General features: G+C 52.5%; 23 protein-coding genes and 1 tRNA gene. 13 read left to right on the top strand and 11 right to left on the bottom strand.

Annotated elements, in window-relative coordinates; all coding sequences use genetic code 11:
- Positions 1 to 65: 65 nt before the first annotated feature.
- A tRNA-Val gene (locus Q0W37_RS06475) sits at positions 66 to 139 on the bottom strand.
- A gap of 55 nt (positions 140 to 194) precedes the next feature.
- Positions 195 to 773 carry a hypothetical protein gene (locus tag Q0W37_RS06470; RefSeq protein ID WP_297699895.1) on the bottom strand — a complete coding sequence of 193 codons (579 nt, stop codon included), beginning with the start codon at positions 771 to 773 and terminating at the stop codon, positions 195 to 197.
- A gap of 39 nt (positions 774 to 812) precedes the next feature.
- Between Q0W37_RS06470 and Q0W37_RS06465 the strand changes: the two genes are divergently transcribed.
- Positions 813 to 1517 (top strand): 4'-phosphopantetheinyl transferase superfamily protein, encoded by a 705-nt coding sequence (locus Q0W37_RS06465; protein ID WP_297699893.1) that lies wholly within the window; start codon positions 813 to 815, stop codon positions 1515 to 1517.
- On the opposite strand, the gene Q0W37_RS06460 is transcribed toward Q0W37_RS06465, so the two are convergent.
- From Q0W37_RS06460 to Q0W37_RS06430, 7 genes are all read right to left on the bottom strand, one after another.
- A complete protein-coding gene (locus Q0W37_RS06460; protein WP_297699891.1) occupies positions 1498 to 2229 on the bottom strand; it encodes a DedA family protein in 732 nt (243 codons plus the stop codon). The two genes, Q0W37_RS06465 and Q0W37_RS06460, sit on opposite strands and share 20 nt — an antisense overlap.
- 105 nt (positions 2230 to 2334) lie before the next feature.
- Positions 2335 to 3945 (bottom strand): hypothetical protein, encoded by a 1611-nt coding sequence (locus tag Q0W37_RS06455; protein ID WP_297699890.1) that lies wholly within the window; start codon positions 3943 to 3945, stop codon positions 2335 to 2337.
- An 83-nt stretch (positions 3946 to 4028) separates the two neighbouring features.
- Positions 4029 to 5642, bottom strand: coding sequence for a hypothetical protein (locus Q0W37_RS06450; protein WP_297699888.1), 1614 nt, complete (start codon positions 5640 to 5642; stop codon positions 4029 to 4031).
- A 7-nt stretch (positions 5643 to 5649) separates the two neighbouring features.
- Positions 5650 to 6270: a hypothetical protein gene (locus Q0W37_RS06445; protein ID WP_297699887.1), complete on the bottom strand. Its 621-nt coding sequence runs from the start codon at positions 6268 to 6270 to the stop codon at positions 5650 to 5652.
- Positions 6271 to 7638, bottom strand: coding sequence for a hypothetical protein (locus Q0W37_RS06440; protein ID WP_297699885.1), 1368 nt, complete (start codon positions 7636 to 7638; stop codon positions 6271 to 6273).
- Positions 7631 to 8926: a hypothetical protein gene (locus Q0W37_RS06435; protein ID WP_297699882.1), complete on the bottom strand. Its 1296-nt coding sequence runs from the start codon at positions 8924 to 8926 to the stop codon at positions 7631 to 7633. Before Q0W37_RS06435 ends, Q0W37_RS06440 begins: the two co-directional genes overlap by 8 nt.
- Positions 8923 to 9621 (bottom strand): hypothetical protein, encoded by a 699-nt coding sequence (locus Q0W37_RS06430; protein WP_297699881.1) that lies wholly within the window; start codon positions 9619 to 9621, stop codon positions 8923 to 8925. The genes Q0W37_RS06435 and Q0W37_RS06430 overlap by 4 nt, the downstream gene beginning before the upstream one ends.
- A gap of 43 nt (positions 9622 to 9664) precedes the next feature.
- On the opposite strand from Q0W37_RS06430, the gene xseB reads away from it, so the two are divergent.
- The 12 genes from xseB to rnc all read left to right on the top strand — a co-directional run bounded on the left by xseB (position 9665) and on the right by rnc (position 21843).
- Positions 9665 to 9883 (top strand): exodeoxyribonuclease VII small subunit, encoded by a 219-nt coding sequence (xseB, locus tag Q0W37_RS06425; RefSeq protein WP_297699879.1) that lies wholly within the window; start codon positions 9665 to 9667, stop codon positions 9881 to 9883.
- Between the two features lie 3 nt (positions 9884 to 9886).
- Entirely contained in the window at positions 9887 to 10777 is an 891-nt protein-coding gene (locus Q0W37_RS06420; protein ID WP_297699877.1) for an ATP-binding cassette domain-containing protein, read from the top strand.
- Between the two features lie 63 nt (positions 10778 to 10840).
- Positions 10841 to 12973: an FISUMP domain-containing protein gene (locus Q0W37_RS06415; RefSeq protein WP_297699876.1), complete on the top strand. Its 2133-nt coding sequence runs from the start codon at positions 10841 to 10843 to the stop codon at positions 12971 to 12973.
- On the top strand, positions 12974 to 15346 hold the full coding sequence (locus Q0W37_RS06410; RefSeq protein ID WP_297699874.1) for an FISUMP domain-containing protein: 2373 nt from the start codon (positions 12974 to 12976) through the stop codon (positions 15344 to 15346).
- A gap of 3 nt (positions 15347 to 15349) precedes the next feature.
- The gene (locus Q0W37_RS06405; protein WP_297699872.1) at positions 15350 to 17440 is read left to right on the top strand and encodes an FISUMP domain-containing protein; all 2091 of its coding nucleotides are present in this window, start codon (positions 15350 to 15352) and stop codon (positions 17438 to 17440) included.
- Between the two features lie 19 nt (positions 17441 to 17459).
- Positions 17460 to 17807, top strand: coding sequence for a hypothetical protein (locus tag Q0W37_RS06400; protein ID WP_297699870.1), 348 nt, complete (start codon positions 17460 to 17462; stop codon positions 17805 to 17807).
- Positions 17808 to 17867: 60 nt separating this feature from the next.
- Positions 17868 to 18491, top strand: a complete 624-nt coding sequence (hisH, locus tag Q0W37_RS06395) for an imidazole glycerol phosphate synthase subunit HisH (RefSeq protein WP_297699868.1) — start codon at positions 17868 to 17870, stop codon at positions 18489 to 18491.
- A 36-nt stretch (positions 18492 to 18527) separates the two neighbouring features.
- Positions 18528 to 18662 (top strand): hypothetical protein, encoded by a 135-nt coding sequence (locus Q0W37_RS06390; protein WP_297699866.1) that lies wholly within the window; start codon positions 18528 to 18530, stop codon positions 18660 to 18662.
- Between the two features lie 145 nt (positions 18663 to 18807).
- Positions 18808 to 19728 carry an ACP S-malonyltransferase gene (fabD, locus tag Q0W37_RS06385; protein WP_297699864.1) on the top strand — a complete coding sequence of 307 codons (921 nt, stop codon included), beginning with the start codon at positions 18808 to 18810 and terminating at the stop codon, positions 19726 to 19728.
- A gap of 154 nt (positions 19729 to 19882) precedes the next feature.
- Positions 19883 to 20623 carry a 3-oxoacyl-[acyl-carrier-protein] reductase gene (gene fabG / locus Q0W37_RS06380; RefSeq protein WP_297699862.1) on the top strand — a complete coding sequence of 247 codons (741 nt, stop codon included), beginning with the start codon at positions 19883 to 19885 and terminating at the stop codon, positions 20621 to 20623.
- Between the two features lie 52 nt (positions 20624 to 20675).
- Positions 20676 to 20915 (top strand): acyl carrier protein, encoded by a 240-nt coding sequence (acpP, locus tag Q0W37_RS06375; protein ID WP_072800986.1) that lies wholly within the window; start codon positions 20676 to 20678, stop codon positions 20913 to 20915.
- 82 nt (positions 20916 to 20997) lie between these two features.
- Complete coding sequence (rnc, locus tag Q0W37_RS06370; protein WP_297699860.1) at positions 20998 to 21843, top strand: ribonuclease III; 846 nt, start codon at positions 20998 to 21000, stop codon at positions 21841 to 21843.
- Positions 21844 to 21925: 82 nt separating this feature from the next.
- On the opposite strand, the gene Q0W37_RS06365 is transcribed toward rnc, so the two are convergent.
- On the bottom strand, positions 21926 to 24112 hold the full coding sequence (locus tag Q0W37_RS06365; protein ID WP_297699858.1) for a PorV/PorQ family protein: 2187 nt from the start codon (positions 24110 to 24112) through the stop codon (positions 21926 to 21928).
- On the bottom strand, positions 24105 to 24668 hold the full coding sequence (locus tag Q0W37_RS06360) for a hypothetical protein (RefSeq protein ID WP_297699857.1): 564 nt from the start codon (positions 24666 to 24668) through the stop codon (positions 24105 to 24107). The genes Q0W37_RS06365 and Q0W37_RS06360 overlap by 8 nt, the downstream gene beginning before the upstream one ends.
- Between the last annotated feature and the right edge of the window lie 45 nt (positions 24669 to 24713).

Genomic DNA, 24713 nt, shown 5'->3' with positions numbered 1-24713 from the left:
AACGAAATGGCGGATGAGGAAATGACGGATAACGAAAAAGCTCCGCTATTGCGGAGCTTTTTGAGTGGTCGATACAGAACTCGAATCTGTGACCTCTACCATGTCAAGGTAGCGCTCTAACCAACTGAGCTAATCGACCGAGGTGAGTCCAAATATAGAAAAGACTTTTTCTTTTGTCAAGGGGTTATTAGAACTTATCTTTCCGAGGCGGGAACCCAGTAACGCAGTCGGCCCTGGAGGTGTAGGGGGGCTTTGTTGTTGCTACAGGTTCCTGTGCGGCAATCCTTGAAATAGAGGTCCAGATCGGCGGTCCAGAGCGAATCGTTGATGATTTCGTCGAACTTGATGGTGCTGCTGTCTGGAATGAGGGGGGCTTCGGAGGAATACTGTTCGCGCATCCAGCTGACATACTGGTAGCCACCGTTGACGCTTGCGCGTGCGACTGGCCTGAGTTTTTTGCCGGTTTGGGGAGTGTTGACCATGAGCGATATTTGGTCGCCACGGTCGCTTTCCTGGAGGCGTGTGCGGAAAAAGAAGTAGTGGTGGCTGTTGTTTACGTAATAGGGCGGTTCTACGTCGTTTTTTGCGAGTTCGATGCTGTAAGGGCCTTCTCCGTCGATGGTGTACTTGATGTAGCCTCCACCCTTGTTTTCCCAGCTGCTGTTGATGTCTCCGCAGCCCACTAGGGAGAATGCCGCGAAGATGGTCCCGATAGAGATTATACGGGGCAAAAATGGGGCAATTGCGGCTTTTGTCTTGGTGCGGATTTTCATGCCCCTAAACTAGAAATTATCTTTGGGGCAGGTTTTGCAATGCTAGATGGATCTTGCCGATATGACGCCCGCGTTCTTCGACGCCTTGATGTGGATACTCCGCTTGGAGTGGTTCACCTGGTGGGTTTTGCGCAGAAACCGGATCATCGTTCGGTGATATTTTCCATTCTTTCGGAATTTTGTGGTGAACCCGTTACGGCTGCCGATTTGGGGGAGTCTAGGGAAAATCCCCGTCCGCATTTTGAAAAACTTGATTTTGACGTGAACTGGACGCATTCCAACGGCTACTGTGTGTGCGCGTATGGAGAGCGTGGTTCGAAGGGCCTTATGCACATTGGCGTGGACCTGGAGCGCTATTCGCCAAGGCGTCTGCACCTGGCAGAGCGATTCTTTAGTGTAGAAGAGGCTCAGCTTGTAAAGTCGCTCATGGAAAAGCCGTGTACAACGGAGAATGCGTTGGCGTCTGAAAATGCGAATGATGCTGCCGAACGGGAATTCTTTTGCCTGTGGAGCCGCAAGGAAGCTTTTTACAAGTGCGTTGGGGGCGATTTTTTCGAGGGCGTGCTTCGCCGTTCGATGCTTCAGAATCCGGTGATTGTTCCGTTCGACAAAAAAAGCCCGCCTGCTTTGCAGGCGGGAAGTTCTCGAAGCGGGAAGGTGTATCTAGTCGATGTCGATAGCGCATCGGTCGGAATGTCCGTACCCGCGTCGCTATGCGTTGCCGTTAGTCCTTTCTCTTTTTGACGGCGTTCCAGACCATGTAGCCGATAAAGAGGGCGCCAAAGGCGAGGAGCGCGATGGCGAGTTCGGAGTTGTATTTCTCGATAATGTCCTTTTGACCATGGGCGAGGTAGCCGAGCCCTGCAAGGACGCAGTTCCAGATGGTCGCACCGAGGAAGGTGTAGAGCGTGAACGGAATCAGCTTCATGTTCGCGATGCCTGCCGGAATCGAAATCAGCTGACGGATGACGGTGATGAGGCGCCCTACGAACGTGGAAATGGCGCCGTGTTCGCGGAAGTAGGTTTCCGCCTTTTCAAGTTTCTGCGTGTCTAGCAACAGGAAATGTCCGAGGCGACTGTCGGCGAATTTGTAGATGATCGGGCGCCCGAGGAACTTGGCGAGGAAGTAGTTGATGAAGGCCCCAATGAGGGCACCTGCACTTGCGGCAAGCACGATCAGCACGATGCTGAGGCCCGAACCTGGCTGCAGCGCCTTGTAGGCGGCGGGAGGCACCACCAGTTCCGACGGAAACGGAATGAACGAACTTTCGATCGCCATGAGGAGTGCAATGGACCAATAGTTCAGGTGCGCATTGTACCAGTCGATAATTTGGGTGTAAATTCCCGTGGACTTGGCCGGGGCAGCCTGCGATACCGTGTCGGCGACGGAGGCATCCGCGAAAGCCATTGTTGTAAATAAAGTAATAAGAATGGTGATAAAGATCTTTTTATTCATAGGGGTAAATATAGAAAGTTTGAATCTTCGGCTAAAACAAGGTGATGCTTAAAAAAGAAACCCCTGACGCAGCGTCAGGGGTTGTCTAAAGTTTACCGGAAGTCCTTATTTTTTCTTCTTGGACTTCTTGTTCTGTTTCTTGGCTTTCTTGTTTGCCTTCTTGGAATTCTTCTTGTTCTTGACCGGCTGTTCTTCCTCTTCGTCTTCTTCGACGGCGGCGGGCTCTTCAGCCTCGTGTGCCGGTTCGCTGTAGGTTTCGCCCGTCTGGTATTCGATAATGGAATTTTCCTGGCTGTTTGCCCTGTTGAGGGCCGCCTTCGCTTCTTCCACGTACTTACCGTTCGGGAAACGCTTCAGGTAGATTTCGTAGTCCTTGAGGCGGTTGCCGTTCTTCACCAGTTCGAAGATGCCTGCTTCGGCTTCGTCACGGAATGCTCCGTTCGGATTGTCGTTCAGGTAGGTGAGGTAGGCCTTGAAGGTGTTCTGCGCCTGGATGACGCGGAACTTGTCGTATTCGCTAAGAGAACGCAGCTTGGCTTCGACTTCGGCCCTGCGCGGGGAGTCGGGGTAGTACTGCAAGAACATTTCGAGCATTTCGGGATCGTTGGACGCCATCACCTGGTCGAAACGGGAATCTTCCTGACGGACCTGGTATTCCTTCAGCTGAACTTTGCCGCTATCGAGTGTCGCGTAGAGCAGTTCCTTGGTAGCGAGGTCTGCCGGGTGGCAGAAGGCAAGGAAGCTTTCGAGAACGTCGGCGAACTGGGTACGGGTGTAGGCTTCGCTCATGTCGGGGAGCTTTCCGTCGGCATCGAGGTAGAAGCGGTAGTCGCGTTCAATGGCCATGCAGTCCCAGTCGCTCAGGGTATCCTTGACTTCGCTGTACTTGCGCAGCACGTCGTCGCGGTCATGCAGGGCGTAGCGCATACGGCGGTCACGGCGGCTTTCGCGGCCGAAGTCAAGCGAGAGTTCTAGACCGACGCGGACGGGCCACTTGTAGGAAATTTCGCTGAACTCGAGGTCGGAGTAGGGCGACGGGGTGACTCTGTCGTCTTTCTTTCTAGCCTTGATGTTTTCGTAGGGCAGGAATTCCTTGCGGACATTGATGCCGATCTTGAGGTCGACGTCCTTGAACAGCTCGGCGATGCGGTATTCGAGTGCGGACGAGACGAAGGCCGTCTTGGCCATGACCGTTTCTTGCTTGGTGTTTCCGCCAAATTCGTCGTAGAACGAGAAGAAGTAGAAACCGAAGCCGCCCAGAACCCTGAGGTCAAGGTCGCCTACGAGGTTGAACGAGAAACCGGCGAGCACCGAGGGCGCGTAAGTGTGGAACGAAAGCTTCTCGTCGTCGAGGGGGTTGGTCGTGTCGGCGACCGTCTTACCGTTTTTCTCTTTCGTGAACGTGTATTCGGGAGAATCTTCGATGGTGCCGAACTGGAACGAGTTCACTTCGAGACCCAGCCAGAAGGTGAACGGAATGTCCGCTTTCCAGGCGGGGGTAATCAGCGGAGACCACAAAACGCCCAGCGAGACAGGGATGGTCATCAGGTCCTTGTCGATTCCCCCGTTGATCAGGGTGTGGCTTGAGTCTGCCTTGAAGTTCAAGAATGCAGGCTCTCCTTGCAGGTACAGCTGGGTACGCCAGTTGGATCGCTCAAAATCGGCTGCATACGAGGCAGCCGCCAATAAAGACAAAATGGCTAACAGTTTACGCATCGTGCAAAATTTAATTTTTCTGGAGGTTTTGGTGGAAAGTTTAACGGAAATGAGCGCCTTTTTATCGTTTTTTCGCTGTTATTCTAGAAAGTCAGGACGAATCCGACTCCCAAAAGTATAGCCCCGACACCGAGTAAAGAGCCTCCGATAATCATTTTCCGGTCGCCGCTATCGACTAGGTCCTTGTTTTTCTGGACTTGTGCCTTGTAGTTTTCTCCACCGGAGGCAGGAAAATTCAGGTTATCCTTGATGCGGTCGGCATCGTCGTAATCTACAGTGGCGAGGTAGGTGAAAAGGGCTCCTAGCAGGAAAGGCGCAATCGATGTTCCCATCAGGGTGCGTCCGATAAAATTTTTCTTGCGGATATGCTGCCATTCGTCCTGCGCGATTTGTTCCTGGATGCTTGTGATGGGGGTGAGTTCTATGTTGATATCGGTAATTTCGGTTGGCGAGGCGAAAAACATGACCAGGGTGTCGCGGAAGCCGACCTTGCGCACCTGTACGGTCGAAAGTCCCGGAAGATCGATGGGGAACTTGTTCGGCGAATATCCGATGGGGCTTGATCTTGGGGTAAGCGGAGCGGAACCGGCGTAAATTTCGGCGCCTTCGGGGGTGGTACTGACACGAATTTCCGGCCTTACCTTTTTAAGCTTGAGCGAAATCTTCGCGGTGTCTCCGGGAATGGGCTTGATGGTGGATTTTGCGCTCCACAGCTGTCGGTTCACGTTCCAGTAGGCGTACAGGATGACTTTGCCCGTGTCGGTCGTGGCGAATGTGCAAGGGCTTTTGCAGACATCTTCTTGGCCGTGGATGGCGATGCTTGCTCCCTCGGGGTCCGTTTCGACGTGGATGAGACTCTTGTTGTCCTTGGGGGGAGCGCCTGCTCCTGTTATTTTTTCTCCTTGCAGGGTGGCTACGAATAGGCTAAGCTTGCTGTCCCCTAGGGCGTCGCCGAAGGGCCTGATTGCAGATAAACTTATTTGCGCGGGGAATGTCTTGACGGTGGAATCTTCGGCGATGTAGTGTGTCGCTTGCATGGCAACGGAATCCGGTGCCCGTGCAGCGGTAATGCGCCCTGTGTATACGGATGTTGCGCCATGGGCAAAAAGGGAATCCCTGATGCATCCCGCGTCGGAACAGAAGCTAAGCGAGGCTCCCCTTGCGATGGTGATGGGGGTTCCCGATTCCTTGAGGAGTCGGACGATTAGGTTCTCAAGCTGTTCTGCGAGGACCGAGTCCCGGCTGCGTCGTTCCAGCGATACGAAAATATGCTTGCCTTCTACGGAGTCCAGGAGCGTGCGCTCCCTGGGTAAATCCTGTGCGAGTGAATCCACGTTCATGGAATCTCTGGGTGCATTCCCCTGGGTAAGGGTGTCCTTGCTTTCGGAGGAATCAGGGGCCGAAGAAGGGGCTGAAGCAGGTGCCGCGTTGGGGACGGCCGCAGTGTCGGGGGGCGGCAAGAGGCTGTTTCCCTGTTCGTCGATGATGCTTTTAAAACGGTGTACCGGAATTTTCACGACCGTGAAATGCCCCTTGATGGACCCGCCGAGGCTTACGGTATCGTTTTGAATCCCAAGGAACTGGGCGGATTGCGTCGCGCCCGATACGAGTTCGACGGTTGCCCGGACGCCCGGCATTTCGGCGGCAAGGCACCATGCGATTCCGAAGAACAATAAGGTGAATAGAAACTTTTTCATAGCCGACCTAGAATGATAAGATGAATCCGATAGTCAAAAGCGCACTTCCTAGCCCAAGTCCCGTGAGTGTGGCGTATTTTGCGTGTTTTGCTTTTTGACGGTGATCCTTGAAATCCTTTTGGGTGTCGTGGAAATGCGAACTTTCGCTGATGGCGGAATTCTTGAGGGAACTTTTGCAGTCGTTCGCCTTTTCAATTTCGTAGTAGGTGTAGGCTCCGGCGATGGCGCTTACGGCGAAGGGGATGATAGAGGCTATCATCAGTTTTCTTCCGAAATTTTTCCGAGACCTCTTGGAAAGTTCGCTGTCCTGTGCCTCGATAAGCGCCTCTTCGATGAGGGGCCGCCCCGAGACAATGAGGTACGAAGTGTCCCTGTCGGAAAGCGTAACCCTGATGGTGGTGTCGGCGAAGGTACGGTGGAATAGCGAAAGGAGTATCGTTCCCTCGATGGCCTGGTCTTCGTCAATTTCAATAAAGGCGGGCGAGACGTAGTCCGGGTTGCTTGTGTGGTCGGGAGAGATTTCGTCTAGGTAGATATCGGCGTTCGAGGGAATCGTCGATACGTGTAGAACCCGTTGCGCAAGGGCGCTACTTGCAAGAATCATCAATGCTAGCAGTAGGCGAAACATCTAGGGCTCCTCGCTTGCGAATGGTCCCGAGATAGTATAGGTATTCGACTTGTTTTCGATATACCAGTAGACTTGCGGGAGCGGGTTTCTTGCGTAGTCTTCGCCAATGATCTTGACGTTGCAGGCGAGTGTGCATTTCGCCTTGAACAGGAGCATGGGGGTGTGGAAGTCGCTTTCCACGGTGTCCCTGTTCACGACGACCTTGAGTTTCGAGGGGTTGATTCCAGAACCGTCGTCGTAGACCAAAAAGGCGATGGAATCCTTGATGGAAATGGTGGGGGCGAAGGGGGCGATTTGCGGGGGAATCGCATCGCCTAGGCGGACCGTGTCTAGCTCCAGAACGGTGTACGGAGAAATATCGATGGTTGTGCTTTCGGGGGCGTACTCCTTGCGGAACATTTCCTCGATGAAAATCTTGAGGCCGGTCTGTGCTTCTACCTTGGCAGTCACGGTGCCCGAAGGACTTTCATTGACGAGGGTCTTCAGGGTGTCCCCCTTGGCCGTTATCAGATGAACCTGGGTTTGTAGGAGCACATTGTCGCGGTACCGATCGTATACGATGGGAATCCTGATCGTCGAGGAATCGCTCAGGATTCTGGTCGAAAAATGGAAGATGCTCGAAGAATCCCTTTCACGCTTGCCGGTTTCGATTTGGGTCTGGAGAATGATAGCCCAGTAGAGTGTAAAGGAACTGTCTTGGGCGACGTATTTATTTTCATGGTATGCCACTGAATCGAGGAGCGAACCGGCGAGCAGGGCGTATGAATTGCAGTCGACATATCCGATGGGCTTGTCCCAGACGGAGTCTCGGTAATACGAGGCGAAAACTTGACACAGGGCGGTTTCCCAGGGATCGATTCCGTGGATGGTCCAGTAGAGGGGCTGCTGTTGATTGAGTTCGGGACTTGCCTGGTTGTAGCCGTCGTAGGGGTAGGTGAGCTCGATGCTGTTCGGCGTATTGACGTAGATATGGAACTCGTTTCGAAGCGTGTCACCGTAGAGGTCTACGGTTTCGAGGCTTCCGACGACTTCCCCAGCCGAATTGAACGTGTGGCGGAATGTGTTCAGGTTGTAGTCCTCGTCGCCGATTTTCCAGGAATGTCCGCCGTAGTACTGCTGCAGGGTTTCGTCGATGTAGATCTGTTCTCCGTTGGAATATCCGGCGTAGAATCGGACCGTTTGCCCCTGTTCTATGTACAGGTTCCCTAGCGGGGTAAAGTTGCCTACGATATTTCCCGCATAGCGGTCCGGAACGCCGTAGACATACTGGTGGAGTTCCCCTTCGGATTCCCTAATCAGCGAATCGTCTCCGCACGAAACCAAAAGGCACATCGATAAAAATAGAATGGAGGCGAGGAACTTATTCACTGAATACCTCCGGTAAGGTGGCGTTGGGACGGAGGTAGAATTTCCTTTGCGTTTTGTTTTCGCTATTGTCGGCAAGGGTAATGGCGATAATTCTGTAGCTCCAGTACAGGGCACTTGGGTCTAATGGAATCGCGAGCGTGTCGTGAGAAAGCGAAAGTCCCGTAAGGGTGTGGCTATCAAGCATCGCGCGAATCTTTGATAGCTGTAGAGTGCCCCCGCCGTCATAAACCTTGAAATGTAACGTATCGGCGATATCCAACGTGTCGCTAGAGGTCAAACTTTCGATGGTCGGGGGAATGCTGTCGTAAAACGTGATGGAGGGAATTTCTTTTACGGTGCCGCCCCTTAAGGTGATGTCCAGGGTGTCGGGTTTGAAATCGGGATAATCTTCTACGAGGGTGTAGAGGGTGTAGCTGCCTTCGGGAAGGGGCTTTATGGAAAAGTGGCTGTCGCTACTCTTGAATTTTTTCTTGTAGAGAGTTTGTTGCGCTGAGTCCGTCAGGAGAACCTGGAACGTGAAATCGTTTTCTCGTGTGGTGGTCTCCAGTTTTCCGCAGATGGCATTTTCTCCGTCGATTCCGGTCGTGTAGAAAATGCCTTCTAGTTGTTGCTCTGCGGCTTGCCCGAACTGGTTCTGTACGGATACTTGCCAGGTGTATTTTTGGAGCGTTTTCAGATGACCGGTATAGATAAATTGTGGTGAGTCTAGAAGGGTGTCGACCAGGAGACTGTCGGAATATTCTTCTTGCAACGTAAACCTGGAATGGAGATTCCACATGGAATCGGGGTCGTATGCTCTCCAGACGAAGCGGAGAAAATCGTTCTGCCGGATTCCTTGCGTAAGCGATGCGGGAATGTAGTTCACGTTGTCAAGCTGGGGCGGGCTTGCGACCGTGATGGTGAGGGAATCTTTTAGGGTGTCGCCGAAGAAGTCTACAAAGACGAATTCCACGTCGTGGATGCCGGGGGCCTTGATGGTGCTCTTGACGCTGAACTCGTTTGAAAAGAGTTTCCCGTCTAGGGTCCAGAAGTATTCCTGGTTGCGGATGGACTTAGAGGGAATGACGTTTGTAAGGAAAATCAGCGAATCCCCTGGCTTGATGGTGTCCGCCTTGGACCTGCTTGCCGTGGAGTCGAACGATGTGGTCACGGTCGCTTCGACCTTGATGAATTCCGTATTTTCGGTTTCGTTAAAAAGGAACTGGTCGGAATCGGTACAGGCGCATGCGAAAAAAAGGACGAGGAATGCTAGGACCGTTTTAGGGGGGAGTATTGAAAAGTGCTTCATGTGCCCCCCAAGGTGTCGATGACGAAAAATTCCTTCAATTCGGTCGAGTCCATGTCGCCGTAGGAATCCTGGACGATGATTCTAAAGGTGTGTACACCCTCGTCGAACCCCGATTGCTGTATCAGTGTCAGTCCCCCCACCGGGTAGGAAATCCCGTCTATTTCCAGAAAACTTTGCAACGTGTCGATATCGCTGTTGTCGTAGATATACCAGCGGAAAAGCATCGGGGTGGCCGAATTTCCGTAAAGGGTGTCACCGTCTGCGGGGATGGTCCTGGACGAAAGTTCGGGGGGCTCGTTGACAATGACGTGGAATTCGGTTCCCATTTCGTTTCCTTCATCGTCAACGATAGAAAGACGGTTGGGGATGAAGTTTTTGCTGATATAGCTCGACTGCATGAATTCGATCGGTATCGAATACGTGCGCCCGCTGTCCATGAGTTCATCGTCGTTATACCAATAATAGCGGACGTCATCCCTGTAGGTGTCGGGGGATACCGATGCAATCAGGCTTGCGGAATCCTTGGAACTCACCTTGAGCGGTTCGCTCTTGCTTTCGCCGAACTGACGGACATAGACATCGACTGTCTTAATTTTACCGTCGGTGTTTGGGCTGTGGGGTATGTCGAGGCATGCGACCGAAACAGCGGAGGCCGCTACGGTAAGGCTGATGCCTAAAAAGCGCTTTATGGACATACGGGGAAAACTCACTAGTTTAAAGATAACTATATTCGTTGGCATGAGTACCGAAAATCTTGAATACAAAACGGCAATGGAGCGCCTAGAAGGCATCCTTGGACGGATCGACAATTCAGAAATGGAAATCGACGAATTGGCCGGAGCGGTTAAAGAAGCGACCGAACTCTTGCGCAAGTGCCGCCAGATTTTGCTTTCTACCGAAAAGAGTGTTCAGGAAGCCCTTGCCGGGCTCGATGGTGAAACGGAGTCCGGAACCTAGCCAATGTCTTTGGATAAGCCCGAAAGAATGCCTACCGGTATTGAAAATGCGGCTCAGGGCTATGCCCTGGAGGTGTCGCATCTTACGGTGAAGTTCCCGATGCGCGGGGGCGTTTTCGGTAAGATCCAGAGCTATTTTACCGCAGTGGACGATGTGTCCTTTTCGCTTCCGCAGGGGAAAATCCTTGCCGTGGTGGGCGAGTCGGGCTGTGGAAAGTCGACGCTTGCGAAGTCGCTTGTGGGGCTTGTTCCTATGAGCTGTGGCGAGTACCGGATTTTTGGCGAAAAGGTCGAATCAGGAAAGGTCTCGGTGAAATCGACCGCTACGGAGGGTGGACCGTCGAACGGGGCTACGAGAAAGCACCGCCGAGTGTCCGATCTTGTGCAGATGATTTTTCAGGATCCGTTCAGCAGCTTGAACCCGCGGCAGACGGTCGCAGAAATCCTCACGGCGCCGCTGGTTGCGCGCGGGGTGAAACTTGAATCTGCGGAGGCGCGCGCAAAAGAACTTCTGGAGCGCGTGTCGATGCCCGTGGAATCACTCCAGAAGTTCCCCCACGAATTTTCGGGGGGCCAGCGGCAGCGCCTATGCATTGCCCGGAGCCTCATGGTGCGTCCGAAGATTCTTTTGTGCGACGAGGTGACTAGCGCACTCGATGTTTCGGTGCAGGCGCAGATCCTTCATTTGCTCGACGACCTAAGAAACGAGTTCGGACTTTCGATTCTTTTTATCAGTCACGATATGCAGGTGGTTCGCGCCTTGAGCGATGAAGTGCTGGTGATGTATTTTGGGCATGTGGTGGAACGCGGAGCCGCCGATGTCGTACTGACAAACCCGCAACATGATTATACCAAGAAACTGCTTGCAAGCGTCCCGACGATAAAGAGACCGTAGGCTGTAGGGGCCGTTACAGAGTCCCTAGAAACAGAAATTTTGAAAGAAAGCTGGGAAAAGAAAATGAAATGCTTGAAAATTGGAATGGGGGAGTGGACTTGGCTGGTTGGACTATTAGCCGTCGTCTTTGCGGCGTGTGGCGATGGTTCTACGACTGAAAAAGTGACGGAAGTCGTTCTGTCCAAGTCGGAGGTGGTATCCTCTGTCGAAGACCTTCCGAAATGCGAACGTTCCATTGAGGGCGAGCGAATCCTGGTGAAGGGGGAATCTTCGGTGCGCGTCTGTGTCGATGGTCTTTGGTACGCGACGGTTCCGACGGCTAGGGATTCGGTATCTGCGGGCGAAAATTTCTTCTGTTATTCAGAAGAACTGGATGATTCAACGGGTTTCAAGGTCGTGTGTAACGGGGACTCCATCGGAGTCGTGCTGAATGGCCTGAACGGTGTCGATGGCCCCGAGGGGGAAAAGGGCCGAAACGGAAAAAATGGCTCGAATGGTAAGAACGGCGCCAAGGGCGATCAGGGGGATTCCGGAAACGCTGGTGAAAACGGCAAGAAAGGTGCCGATGGCGAGGGATGTACCATTGTCGACCAGAGTGATTCTACGGTAAAGATTCTTTGCGACGGAGAAATTATTGAACTGAAGGGCTTTGCGCACGCAAGCGTGGAACTTGATTCGGAAAAGGTGGCGGTCGCTCTGGATTCCTTGACAGGATTGTCGCAGAAGGGGCCGTTCCTTAAGGGCGCGACGGTGTACCTGTACGAACTTTCGGATGGTCGTACCCTGAAGCAGACGAACGGAAACTTTGTAAGCTACATTACACGCGATGACGGTCGCTATAAATTTGCGAGCCGCGACCTGGTAAGCCAATATGCGCTTATCGTGGTGGACGGGGAGTATCGCAACGAGGTGACGGGCGTGCCTTCTAAGGCTTCGATTAAGCTACGTGCGGTAACGAATATGCTCATGCGAAAATCGGTGAACGTGAACCTGCTTACGCATTTGGAATACGACCGTGTATACTACTTGGTGACGCATGAAAAGATGACTGTTCGGGCCGCAAAGCGTATGGCACAATCGGAACTGATGAACATTTTCGATATCGATGCAACGGACTTTAAGACAGAATCCGAGGATATGGATGTATTTGGAAAAACGGATGCCGATGCGGCGCTCCTTGCGGTGTCGGTGCTTTTGCAGGGGGACCGCACCGAAGCGGAAATGGTCGCCCTCTTGGCCGAAATTGCAAGTGACATGGAGCAGGACGGAGAATGGAATGATGAGGCGACGAAAAGAAAATTGGTGGACTGGGCTTTACGCACGGACTTGACGGGGCGCCTGATCCGCATTCGAAATAACGTGGCCGGGTGGAAGCTTTCGGAAACGGTTCCCGACTTTGAAAAGTACTTGCGTGGGTTCTGGCAAAAGGAATTGAATGTCGGCAAATGCAGCAAGTCGATGAATGGCGATACTCTCGAATTGAAAGGAAGTGACTTGTCGGTACAGAGTCTCAAATGTGTCGATGGGGCGTGGCGCATTCATCGGATTCGAGATCTGCGCGATGGAAACGTTTATCGTGTGACTACGATAGAAAACCAGCTGTGGATGGCTGAAAATATGCGCTATGTCGATAGTGTCGGCTACCCTGCCTTGCAAGGTCGAATGAAGTGCTTTAGCACGGCCGACAGCATCTATAAGTATGGGTGTCATTATACGTGGTCTGTGGCGATGGATAGTGCCGCCGTGTTTGGCGATAATGCAAAGGGCTGCGGGTGGGAAAATGTCCTTTCGCCGACGTATCCGGTGCGGGGAATTTGCCCGGAAGGATTCCATTTGCCCGATTCGCTGGAATGGATGGCCTTGTATGAGGCTACGGGGAACAACACGGTCGCCTTGCTTTCGGACGAAATTGTGCTTGCGGATATTTCGCCTTCCTATGCAGATTGGGACAATCCGACGGATGAATATGGAATGACGATATATTTAGCGAATTACTATGATTACAGTGGCGAATACCGTAGCATTGGCACTGGAGCATCCTTCTGGACGTCGGCCCAGAATTCGTATGGTGACAATAAATCGGCATACCGATTCTATGTGTATCCGGGGTCTTCCTCTACCGCTTATTTCAATATTTATTCGAATGAAAAAATCAGTTTTCATTCAATCCGCTGCGTCCTTGGACTGGAGGAATAGATGATGTCTTATTCCCTGAAAAAATCAAGATTGGTCCTTTCGTTTAGCTTGTTTTCACTTTTGGGGCTTATGGCCTGTGGTGAGGAAACGACGACCGAGAATGTTTCCCATGAGGCCTCTCCGGTGGATATCTACGCCTCGGTGGGGGAACTGCCCAAGTGCAGTAAAAAAAATAATGGCGAAATGGCCTGGGTGAAAAATGAAGTTTCTGCACGAGTATGCGTCGACGGAAAATGGTTTGCCACGGTCTCTTCGCGCGATACGGTAAAGAAGGGCGACATCGCTTGTAGCTCCGTGGAACTTGCCGATGCGAGCGGAATCAAGATTCTTTGTAATGGAGATTCTATAGGCACGGTTCCTTATGGCCGCAACGGTGAAAACGGTCAAAAGGGTGAGCCCGGTGAAAACGGTGCTGACGGCATCAATGGCACAGACGGGCAAAAGGGGGACAAGGGCGAAGATGGTGATGCGGGCAAGAAGGGCACCGATGGCGAAGACGGCACCGGCTGTACCATTGCAAATCAAACCGATTCTTCGGTGACTATCCGTTGTGGAAAAGATTCCCTGGTACTGGATCTGTTTAATCCGCTTTCTGCGGATACGCTGGTGCTTGATTCGGAAGTGATTGCTGTGTCGCTGGATTCCCTGGTGGGGTATTCCCAGAAAGGGCCGTTCCTTAAGGGCTCCATGGTCTATCTGTACGAATTGACGGATGGCCGTACGCTAAAACAGACGAACGGCAATTTTGTCAGCTATATAACGCAAGATGACGGACGTTACAAGTTCTCTTCGCGTGACTTGGTGAGTCAGTATGCGCTTATCGTGGTGGACGGCTTTTACCGTAACGAGGTCTCGGGAAAAAATTCCGATAAGCCAATCAAGCTTCATGCCGTCAGTAATTTGCTTTCGCGCCGGTCGGCAAACGTGAATCTGCTCACTCATCTGGAATATGACCGCGTTTATCGGTTGGTGACGCAGGCGGGGATGAGTGTAAGGGCGGCAAAAAGACAGGCGCAGTCTGAAATTCTGAAAATGTTCCATATCGATGCGACGGGTTTCAAGACGGAATCCGAAGATATGAATGTATTTGGAAAAACGGATGCCGATGCGGCGCTCCTTGCGGTGTCGGTATTGCTGCTCGGAGACCGTAACGAAAGGCAACTGTCGGAACTTTTGTCGAACATTTCCTTTGACTTGGAATCGGATAGTACGTGGAAAGATACTTTAGGCAAGGTGCAAATGGCGGACTGGGCGTTAGTGGCGGATTCTTCGGGCCGGTATGCGACCATCCATAAGAATGTTGTGGGCTGGAACTTGGGAAATGTTCCGCACTTCCAGAAGCATTTGCGTAAGTTCTGGAGTATCGAAAATGGCCTTGGGGTTTGCGGAAGCGACAGTGTTCCCGTGGGGCTTGCCAAAAATGTGACGAACAAGAATTCCGCTTTCTACGCTTCGTCTTACGAGGATACGACGAATACGGAAATACGCTTTATTTGCGTGGACGCCGACAGTGCCAAGTGGCGGGTTGCAACCGATGTTGAAAAAAATACTTTCGATAAGGATTGTTCTGCCGGTAAAGATGGCGTAGTCTTGTTTGGTCGTATAGATTCGTTGGATTATTTTATATGCGATAAATCGAGTGGCTTTAAATGGCGCTATGCAACCGATATAGAAAAGAATACGTATCAGCAGGAATGTTCCGAAGTGGGAACGGTGATAGATGGCGTTGTCGATAAAGACCACAAGTACTATTGTACATCAAGCGGATGGATTGATTATTTGGCATGGAGCTGGGATGTCCCAAAGGTAATGCGTTTTAATCCAGATTTTGCGTATGATTCGATTGTCGATGCACGAGATGGCAAGGTCTATAGGACTACTAAAATTGGCGATCAGGTCTGGATGGCGGAAAACTTGAACTATGCCGACAGTGTGACGGCTCCAAGCCTAAAGGAACATAGTTGGTGCCCTGATCACATAGATTCTCATTGTGAGATCGGAGGCCGCTTGTATACATGGTCCGCTGCGATGGATAGTGCAGCTGTTTTCAGCAATAATGCTAGGTTCTGTGGCTATAACAATAGAATTGCTCCTACCTATCCTGTTCGTGGAATTTGTCCCGAAAATTGGCATTTGCCAGATACTGCGGAATATAAGTCTCTGCAAAGGTTGGCGAATCCGAGTGCATTCCAGTCTCGGACGGGTTGGGGAAGCTATGGCTTGGATGAATATGGATTTTCCGCATTACCCATAGATCGTAAAGTTTTCTGGAGCTCGACGATGTATAATGGTATTTATGCCTATGTATATTGGGGAAATATCCTTCCTTTAAAATATGATGCGTACCCGGTTCGCTGCGTAAAGGATAACTAAGTTATGAATATAAAGTACTTTATTTGTCTGTTAGCATTGATTCTTGTTGCTTGCGGTGAACAGAAAACCATTGAATCGGTGACCGAGGTGTGGAATTCCGATATGGTTGTTGCGGAGACTGTCGAAAAGCTTCCCGAATGTGGTGCCGAAAACGAAGGCTCCATGGCGTGGATAAAGAAGGACAAATCCACTCGGACCTGTTCTGCGGGAAAATGGGTAGCGACAGAGGATTCTTTCAAGGATACTTTGCATAATTGCTCCATGGCGGAATTGCCCACAAGAAATGGCTATAAGATTGTGTGTGACGGTGATAGTGTCGGCTTTATCAGTAAAGGCATCAACGGAACGAATGGTGAAAATGGTCGTAAGGGGCAAAAGGGTTCCGATGGCGAAAATGGCAAAAACGGAACCGATGGTGTTCAGGGTGATAAGGGTGAAAATGGCACCGATGGCGAAAACGGTGCGAACGGTTCGGACTGCTCCATTGTAAACCAGTCGGATTCGCTAGTGACAATCGTCTGTGGCGAAAATGAACTGACCCTGTACCTGAACCAGGTCGGGGGAGAGCTTCCTCTCGATTCGGAGGTGGTTCCCATTTCCCTGGATTCCTTGGTGGGCTATACGCAAAAGGGACCTTTCCTGAAAGGGTCGGTTGTTTATTTGTACGAACTTTCGGATGGCCGCACCCTAAAACAGACGAATGGTAACTTTACGAGTAACATTACGCAGGATGATGGCCACTACAAGTTTACTTCACGCAATTTGGTGAGTCAGTACGCGTTGCTTGTGGTGGACGGTTATTACCGTAACGAGGTGACGGGGGAACCTTCCAATGCGCCGATCAAGTTGCGCGCCATTACAAACATGCTCTCGCGTAGGTCTGCGAACGTAAACCTCTTGACTCATCTGGAGTATGATCGCGTGTACCGCCTGGTGACCCGCGACAAGATGACAGTCCGTGCGGCCAAAAGCAAGGCGCAAGCTGAATTGATGAAACTTTTCCACATCGATACGACGGGCCTTAAAACACAGTCCGAGGACATGGATGTATTTGGAAAGACGAATGCCGACGCCGCTCTCCTTGCAGTGTCGGTTCTTTTGCAGGGGGAACGTAGCGAAAGCGATATGATGGTCCTCTTGACAGAAATTTCGAATGCGTTTGAGCTGGAAGGAACGTGGGACGATTCAAAGACGAAACGTGAAATGGCTGACTGGGCGATCAATGCGGATCTGTCTGGTGGGCTCTCCAAAATTCGCGCGAATGTGAAGTCCTGGGGATATGCTTCCGTTCCTAATTTTGAAAAGTTTATACGTAACTACTGGATGAAGGAACTGAAGGTGGGAAAGTGTACGGCGTCATTGGAAGGCGATACGCTTGAAATCGCCGGAACGGATGTGTCTGTGCAAAGCCTGAGGTGCGACAAGGGGGAATGGAAAATCAACCGGATGCGCGACCTTCGCGACGGAAATGTCTACCGTACGGTCTATATCGGGGACCAGCTGTGGTTTGCCGAAAACCTGAATTACGGGGATACGCTTGCGAATCCGGGGCTGCGGGGGTGGAATTCTAGGTGCTATGATGATGCCGATAGTTGTGCCCGGTTTGGTCGCCTGTATTCATGGTCTGCCGCTGTGGATAGCGTGGGCATGTATGGAACAAATGCAAAGGGGTGCGGAGCCTATGTGACGTGTTCCCCCGTGTATCCCATTCGGGGAGTCTGCCCCGAAAGGTGGCATTTACCAGATTCTATGGAATGGAAAATTCTTTATGAGTTTATGGGGAGTAATCCCGAGGCGATGATGGCGAAAGATTATGATGAGCTTTGGTCTGGGACCGATGATTACGGCTTTACGGCAGTTCCTGCAGGCTGTTCCTATACGGGTACTCCTTCTACTCCAGGAAGCTTCTGTGATAGGAGCGACGAATTTAGGTATGCTTGGTTTTGGACATCCAGTATGTACGATTATTATGGAGCGTCAACGATACAAATTATGGCAGCCTTTAGAGAAACGACCCAAAGTATAGAAAATGGATATATGATGATGGTTATCGGAAAAGATCGCGGATATTCCGTCCGTTGCATCCATGATTGATTTTAACAAGGAGGCAGTGATGTCTATTGCAGAAGAAGCAAAAAAGTTTCATGCCGATAAGCGTGGCAACTGTGCCATGGCGGTGGCGTACGGGTATGCCCGTGGTACGGGCAAGACAGAATTGGAATCGACGGATGCCGCGCAGACGTTTCGCGGCTTTGGCGGAGGCCAGGCGCCGGAGGGGTTCTGTGGGGCGCTCTACACGGCAAAGCTCATGCAACCGGACCATGCCGATGCAATCGAGGACTTTTTCAAGCGCGGTGCAAAGGGCTGTACCAAGTGCAAGGAAATTCGCCCCAATGCGGTGATTCCTTGCAACCGTTGCGTCGAACTCGCCGGCGAAGCGCTCGATTTTTTGGACAAATGATGTTTCCTGTCGCCTTGGGCTAGGAGAATTTTTTCTAGCTTTGTTCCAAGAGAGGTTTTCATGTCTACAGATCCTATTATCGTGGTTGACTATAATGCCGGCAACTTGACGTCGGTGATGAATGCGCTTGGACGAATTGGTGCCAATGCGAAGTCTAGCCGCGATGCCGATGAAATTGCAAAGGCGTCCCGCCTGATTTTCCCGGGGGTCGGCGCTGCCGCCTCGGCCATGGAAACGCTTACCCGCACAGGTATTGGCGATGCAATCAAGACGGTGGTGAATGCCGGGAAACCGGTACTTGGCATCTGCATCGGCTGCCAGATTATCCTCGAAGAAAGCGAGGAAGATGGCGGCGTAAAGACCTTGGGACTTTTGCCTGGAAAGGCGGTGCGCTTCAAGGACGAACCGGGACTGAAAATTCCGCACATGGGGTGGAACCAGGTGGAATTTACCCGTGAACATCCGATTATGAAGGGTATCCGCAGCGGTTGCGATTTCTACTACGTGCATTCGTATCACCCGGTGGTGCCTTCTGAATACGCCTTTGCCGAAACGACTTATGGAACGCAGACTTTCCAGGGAATGGTCGGGCGCGACAACCTGATTGCCACCCAGTTCCATCAGGAAAAGAGTGGCGATGTGGGCCTTTTGATGCTCAAGAATTTCTGCGACTGGAATGTTTAACTGAAAAAAATTAAACTAGCAACCTATTAGGTTTATATGAAGAACGAAATCGAACAGAAAAAGGAATATTCCGCTCCGAAGATGGAAGTGGTGGAAGTCAAGCATCAGCTGAATCTGTTGCAGTGCAGTGATCCAGATTCGACACAATGTTATCGTGGTCCAGCAGGTTAATTTTTCGAACTTTTAAAATTGTTCCGTAAATCTTATTTTTCGGTTTTCTTGCTCGCGGTGCTGTCGGGACGTTTTTGTCTATCCCGTATTTTCTAAATTGTGGGCGAAACTTTGAAAGTGCGGTATAGCCGCAGAGGTATATATAATGTCTAAGACGATTTTGCTTTTCCCGGGCCAGGGTGCCCAGTACGTGGGCATGGGCCAGACGCTCGCTTCTACTTTTGAACCGGCCAAGAAGCTCATGCAGGCTGCCGATGAAATTCTTGGTTTCTCGCTTTCCAAGCTCATGGCCGAAGGCCCCGAAGATGTTCTGAAGAGCACCGACAACACTCAGCCGGCTCTGTTTACCGTGTCTGCCATGGTGATGGAACTCCTCAAGTCCGAAGGCTTTGCCTTTGACTACGTGGCCGGTCACTCCCTCGGTGAATACTCCGCTATTTACGCCGCTGGTGGTTTCAGCTTCGAAGAAGGCCTCCGCCTGGTGCGTACCCGTGGCGAACTCATGGCCTCTGCTGGTTCCAAGAATCCGGGTGCCATGGCTGCTATCATGGGCCAGGACGAAGCCAAGATTCTTGAACTTTGCGAAGCCGTGAAGGATGCGGGGACCGTGGTTCCGGCAAACATCAACTGCCCGGGCCAGATCGTGGTGTCCGGTGCGGTCGCTGGCGTGAACAAGCTCGTCGAAAACTGCGTTGCCGCCGGTATCAAGGCCATTCCGCTCGCCGTGTCCGGCGCCTTCCACAGCCCGCTCATGCAGTTCGCTCAGGCAGGCCTTGCCGAAGCGATTGCAAAGACCAAGTTTAACGATGTCGAAAAGCCGGTTATCGCCAACGTGATTGCCGAACCGGTGACGAAGGGTGCCGAACTTGCCGAACTTTTGGTGAAACAACTGGTATCTCCGGTCCGTTGGAATGACTGCATGAACAAGGCCATGTCCTTGGGCGTGACGCAGGGTGTCGAAGTGGGTTCCGGCAAGGTGCTCATGGGCCTGATGCGTAAGATCAGCCGCGACGTGAAGGTCACTCCGGTGGAAACGATTGAAGCTTTCCAGGCATTGAAGGGGTAATGAGCAGTGAGCGATGAGGTCGCTTCGCTCTGAGCTAAAGTAAGGCGCCGGAGGCGCGATTATAAAAAGCTCAAAGGGGCGTAGCCCCGACCTCATACCTCAAAGTGCGAAGCACGACCTCAAAGCTATTAACTACTAACCACAGGTAACTACTATGGGTAAACTTACTGGTAAAAAGGCAATCGTGACCGGCGCTTCCCGCGGTATCGGTCTTGCCATTGCGACCAAGCTCGCCAGCGAAGGTGCTGACGTCGCCATCCTTTCCACCTCGGTCAAGGAAGATTTGGCCGCCAAACTTTCCGCCGAACTTGGGGTGCAGGTCAAGAGCTATGCTTGCAACGTGGCCGACTCCGAAACGGTGCAGAGCGTGTTCAAGCAGATTATTGCTGACATGGGCACGGTCGACATCCTGGTGAACAACGCCGGTATTACCCGCGATGGCTTGCTGATGCGCATGAAGGACGAAGACTTCGACGCCGTGATCGCTACGAACCTGCGTTCCGTGTTCCTTTGCACTCGCGCGGTCGCCCGCACCATGATGGGCAAGCGTACCGGCCGTATCGTGAACATTTCTAGCATTAACGCCCTGCACGGCCAGGCCGGTCAGGCGAACTATGCCGCAGCCAAGGCTGGCATTATCGGTATGACCCGCTCCAACGCCATGGAATTTGCCTCTCGCGGTATTACCGTGAACGCCATTGCCCCCGGTTTTATCGGTACCGACATGACCGCTGCCATGGATGACGCTACCAAGGAAAAGTATGCGGCCCAGATTCCGCTCGGACGTATCGGAAAACCCGAAGATGTGGCCAATGCAGTCGCATTTTTGGCATCTGACGACGCCTGCTACATCACCGGCCAGATTCTTGGCGTCGATGGTGGGTTGAACGCCTAGGCATTTTTTACTAAATTTGAACTCAAACAATCAAATCCAAATGGAGATTACAATGAACGAAGAAATTTTCAAGAAGGTCACCGCTGTTATCGTTGACAAGCTCGGCGTTAAGGCTGAAGATGTGAAGCCGGAATCCGAATTCGGTAACGACCTCGGTGCCGACTCCCTCGACCGCGTGGAACTCGTGATGGCCCTCGAAGACGAATTCGAAGTCGAAATCCTCGACTCCGACGCCGAAAAGTTTGCCAAGGTTGCCGACGTGGTTGCCTTCATCGAAGCTAAGAAGGCTTAATTATTAGCCTCTTTCGATAAGAAACTAGACTGGGTGACCCGGCTCGGGTTACCCTTTCTGTTTATCTAAATCCTAGATGCCTATGGAACAATCTAATCTACTCCACAAAGTGCTTAAACTCTGGTTTCGCCAGAAGTCCGATGGCGGGCTTGAGGCGAAGCTCGGGTACCGGTTCAAGGATCCTGAACTCCTGGCGCACGCTCTAGTGCACCGCTCTTTCCTGACTGGTACGGACCTGCCCTACGTGAGCAACAACGAACGCCTGGAGTTCCTGGGCGATTCCGTGCTGAACATGCTTACGACGGAATTCCTCTACAAGACTTACCCCGACGATCCGGAAGGTGAACTTTCCAAGCGCAAGAGCGCTATCGTGTCGGGACACGCCTGCGCCCAGTCGTCCAAGGAATGGAGTCTGAGCGAGTACGTGAAGGTCGGCAAGGCCGAAGAAAAACTCGGTGGTCGCGGCAAGGAAAGCATTTTGGCCGACGCCTACGAAGCGGTTCTTGGCGCGGTCTATCTGGACGGCGGCCTCGAAGAGGTTCGGGCTATCTTGAACAAGTTCCATTTCCCGCGCGTGCAGGAAATTATCTCTGCCGAGGACTTCATCAACCACAAGAGCGAACTCTTGGAATATCTGCAAGGGAAGCTCCGCACGGTGCCGGAATATGTGGTGGTCGATGAATCGGGACCGGAACACCAGAAGGTGTTCACGGTTGAAGTCCATGTTGACGGTCGCGTGTACGGTCGCGGAGTGGGCGGCAACAAGAAGAAGGCTGAACAAGAGGCCTCTCGCGTAACGCTCGAAATGCTATTGGCCGAAGCCGCCGAAGCGAAGGAAAAGGCAAAGGCCGATGCGGCGAATTCACCAGCCGAAGTTGTCGCGCCAAAGCCTAAAAAGCAGAAGCAGCGTCACGTAGGCTTACCCTAGTCCTTTAAAGATGCAAAAAAATCCGCCGGAGAATCCGGCGGAAATTTTTTTGTCTTCGGCTTTGTTTAGCCGGAGAAAATTCCTAGAACTTGAACAGCATCCCGAAGCGCATCTGGCCGTCGCGGACGCCGTCGTTGTCGCCGACGTCCTTGATGGTGGCGAAGTCGAACTGCAGCACATCGGAGAGCATAAAGCCAAAACCGAGGTCCACTTCGTTTCGCTTTCCGGTCTGGTCATACAGGTAGCCTGCACGCAGCGCGATCGTGTTCGCGTAGACGAATTCGGTACCCAGGTTGAACACGCCCTGCATAATGGAGTTCTTCACGGCCGTGAATCCGTCGCCTTCTCTTTCGGGGTTCGCGAGCGATTTCCAGCTGGAAATGTAGAATGGTTCGGGGTTGCCCTTTTCGTCGTCGTAGACCACTTCGCGGTTATAGTCGGCGACGATCGTCCACTTGTAGTCGGCGAGGGAGAGCAACTCGTACGAAAGTCCAAGGCGCCAGGTCAGGGGAATCGGGTCTTCGATCGTCTTGTCCACGTAGTAGACGCTCGGGCCGATGTTTGCAAGGACGAGGGCGAAGTTCAGCTTGTCGACGAGCAGGTTCTTTTTCAAGAGGCCGATGTCGAATGCGTAACCGAAGGTGGTTGCCTCTTCGGCTCCAGCCGCAGCGCCGGAGCTCAGGTCGGAATAGAAGAACTTGATGGAAAGGCCGAGGCCCCAGTCGTTCGGGAAACGCGTACCGTAGCTGAAGCCGCCGACGATTTCGGAACTGTTGTAGGCGACTAAGTCGTCGGCGTCGACATCACCCGAGGCGACGGTCGAACCGAAGCTCACGAAGTTCACGAAAAATCCGAGGGTACCCCAGTCGTTCAGCGGAATGGTCATACCGGCGTAAAGGTGGTACAGGTCGGGAATGTTCAAGACCGGGAGCAGCTTTTCGTAGAAGGCGGTCACCTGGTAGTCGGCGTCCTTGAACTGCTCCATGCCGTTAGCGGTACTGAACCATACGTCGTTTCCTTGCGGAAGCACTGCCCACACCTTGTTGGAGCTGAGTCCGTTTCCGCTATGGTAGTGGATCCATTCGTCTTCGCTCTTGGTGGAGCCTTCTTCTTCGGCGGCGCCTCGTTCGAGTTCCGCCTTACGTCCACTGGCGGTGGCGTAGTCCGGCAGATGGCGCCATACGCCCTTGTCGGTTGCAATCCAGATGCCTCCGCGCTGGTCTACCGAAATGTCGTTTACCTTGTTGTCTGCGAACTGAACCTGTTCCCACTTGCGAAGCGTAAAGTGCGAGAGGCCTCCGTTGTGGGCGGCCCATACGTGTCCCGAACTGTCGACGGCAAGTGCGGTCGGGGTCTTGTCCATAACGCCGTCTTCTTCGGTGAACAGGCTCCAGCGGTCCTTGTCGTTTACGCTCTTTTTCGGGATAAGCCTTGCGACACCAGCACCTTCGACTGCCACGTAAAGTTCCTTCCTGTTTTCGGACCATACGAGTGCACGGACTTTTTGGCTAGGAAGCACCTTGCCTTTCTGTTCGAACTGGCCGTTGCGGTACACGAAAAGTCCGTCTTCGGTTCCAATCCAGATAGAGGCGCCCTGACTGACAAGGGCGGTAATACGGTGGTTGCCGAGTTCACTGTCGTAGCTTTTCCAGGCCTTGCCGTCGAAGCGGTAGAGCGACTTGGGTGTACCCACCCAGAGCTTTTCGGTGCGGCTTTCGTAGAGGACTGCCGTAATGGTGTCCTTCACGACCAGGTTCCAGGGCATCTTGACTTCAACCACGTGCTTTTCGTCGTCGGCCGATTTGATGTCGTTGAATTTCTTGACTTGGCGCACATATTCGTCGAGGCCGTGTTCGGTTCCGACGTAAATCTTGACGGCGTCGCGGACTTTCGCGTTGCCCTGCAGTGTAATAGAATGATAGTCTACCCACTGTTCTCCGTCAAATTTCTGGATGCCGTTTGCGGTACCCGCCCAGAGTTCGCTCTTGCTGAAGAACCCGTTCTTTGCTCGGGCGGCCATGCTCGTGAAGAAGGGGGCGGTCTTGGATTCGGCCGGATAGCTCATGCGCCATTCGTCGGCGAGGGGGCCAAAGGCGAGGCCTGCCGGGTTGTAGTACATGGCGGTTGCGTCATCGGCAAGGGCAGCACCCGCTTCACCCATACCCAGCTGGCGTGCGCCGACGGGCATTTCGAGGGTGATAATGGCGGAACCTGCCGCAAAGGACAATGCGGGGGCTAATACAAGAAGAGAAAATAGGGATTTACGCAAGTTGCCTCCAGTCGGGGACGTCGTAATGGTTGCCATGCGAGGGAACTACAGCCTTCCAGCCGGACTTGCTGGGGTTTTCCCAGGGTTGCTTGGGCAAAAGCCTGCAGTCGCAGCCCAGAACGTAGGGCGGGAGAATTTCCGCGTGGTTGCGGATTTGTTCTCGGGTGATAAAGTTCTCGTCGCTCACGAACTTAACGTATTGCTTGCCCTTGGGGCCCAGTTCGATACGGTAGGTGGCGGTGCCGTTCTTGTCGCCTTCGTCGATGGTGCGGATGGTCGCTTCCATCGAGGCGTTCCAATTGGCGATCAGTTCTTCTTTCTTTTCGGCGGGGATATTCTGGGTGTCGAGCCAGGACCTGAGCGAGGCCTCGGAGGGCTTGACCGCTGTCAGGGATTCGCGGGCGGGGCGAACGACTACGGCGTACTGGCCGGAAACATCGATGACGCGCTTGGGTTCGTCCTTTTCGTCGGAACTATGGATAATGACGTACGCACCGATGGCGGCGAGTATCACAGATAAGACAATAATCGCAATGACGATAATGACTGATAGCATATTTTATTCCATTTGGAATTATTCGTTACTCTCAAAAACTAGCAT

Source organism: uncultured Fibrobacter sp., assembly GCF_947166265.1.
In the GTDB taxonomy this organism is placed as follows: domain Bacteria; phylum Fibrobacterota; class Fibrobacteria; order Fibrobacterales; family Fibrobacteraceae; genus Fibrobacter.
Note: the sequence above shows the minus strand (reverse complement) of the source record. Positions and strands in the feature narration are given on the sequence as shown.

Excerpts from the sequence above, each read along its gene's own strand:
- Q0W37_RS06455 (WP_297699890.1), bottom strand. The coding sequence starts at position 3,945 with ATGCGTAAACTGTTAGCCATTTTGTCTTTATTGGCGGCTGCCTCGTAT.
- Q0W37_RS06460 (WP_297699891.1), bottom strand. The coding sequence starts at position 2,229 with ATGAATAAAAAGATCTTTATCACCATTCTTATTACTTTATTTACAACA.
- Q0W37_RS06445 (WP_297699887.1), bottom strand. The coding sequence starts at position 6,270 with ATGTTTCGCCTACTGCTAGCATTGATGATTCTTGCAAGTAGCGCCCTT.
- Q0W37_RS06400 (WP_297699870.1), top strand. The coding sequence starts at position 17,460 with ATGTCTATTGCAGAAGAAGCAAAAAAGTTTCATGCCGATAAGCGTGGC.
- Q0W37_RS06470 (WP_297699895.1), bottom strand. The coding sequence starts at position 773 with ATGAAAATCCGCACCAAGACAAAAGCCGCAATTGCCCCATTTTTGCCC.
- fabG (WP_297699862.1), top strand. The coding sequence starts at position 19,883 with ATGGGTAAACTTACTGGTAAAAAGGCAATCGTGACCGGCGCTTCCCGC.
- Q0W37_RS06415 (WP_297699876.1), top strand. The coding sequence starts at position 10,841 with ATGAAATGCTTGAAAATTGGAATGGGGGAGTGGACTTGGCTGGTTGGA.
- Q0W37_RS06410 (WP_297699874.1), top strand. The coding sequence starts at position 12,974 with ATGATGTCTTATTCCCTGAAAAAATCAAGATTGGTCCTTTCGTTTAGC.
- hisH (WP_297699868.1), top strand. The coding sequence starts at position 17,868 with ATGTCTACAGATCCTATTATCGTGGTTGACTATAATGCCGGCAACTTG.
- Q0W37_RS06420 (WP_297699877.1), top strand. The coding sequence starts at position 9,887 with ATGTCTTTGGATAAGCCCGAAAGAATGCCTACCGGTATTGAAAATGCG.
- Q0W37_RS06435 (WP_297699882.1), bottom strand. The coding sequence starts at position 8,926 with ATGAAGCACTTTTCAATACTCCCCCCTAAAACGGTCCTAGCATTCCTC.
- Q0W37_RS06405 (WP_297699872.1), top strand. The coding sequence starts at position 15,350 with ATGAATATAAAGTACTTTATTTGTCTGTTAGCATTGATTCTTGTTGCT.
- rnc (WP_297699860.1), top strand. The coding sequence starts at position 20,998 with ATGGAACAATCTAATCTACTCCACAAAGTGCTTAAACTCTGGTTTCGC.
- xseB (WP_297699879.1), top strand. The coding sequence starts at position 9,665 with ATGAGTACCGAAAATCTTGAATACAAAACGGCAATGGAGCGCCTAGAA.
- Q0W37_RS06430 (WP_297699881.1), bottom strand. The coding sequence starts at position 9,621 with ATGTCCATAAAGCGCTTTTTAGGCATCAGCCTTACCGTAGCGGCCTCC.
- Q0W37_RS06450 (WP_297699888.1), bottom strand. The coding sequence starts at position 5,642 with ATGAAAAAGTTTCTATTCACCTTATTGTTCTTCGGAATCGCATGGTGC.
- Q0W37_RS06390 (WP_297699866.1), top strand. The coding sequence starts at position 18,528 with ATGAAGAACGAAATCGAACAGAAAAAGGAATATTCCGCTCCGAAGATG.
- acpP (WP_072800986.1), top strand. The coding sequence starts at position 20,676 with ATGAACGAAGAAATTTTCAAGAAGGTCACCGCTGTTATCGTTGACAAG.
- Q0W37_RS06465 (WP_297699893.1), top strand. The coding sequence starts at position 813 with ATGCTAGATGGATCTTGCCGATATGACGCCCGCGTTCTTCGACGCCTT.
- fabD (WP_297699864.1), top strand. The coding sequence starts at position 18,808 with ATGTCTAAGACGATTTTGCTTTTCCCGGGCCAGGGTGCCCAGTACGTG.
- Q0W37_RS06360 (WP_297699857.1), bottom strand. The coding sequence starts at position 24,668 with ATGCTATCAGTCATTATCGTCATTGCGATTATTGTCTTATCTGTGATA.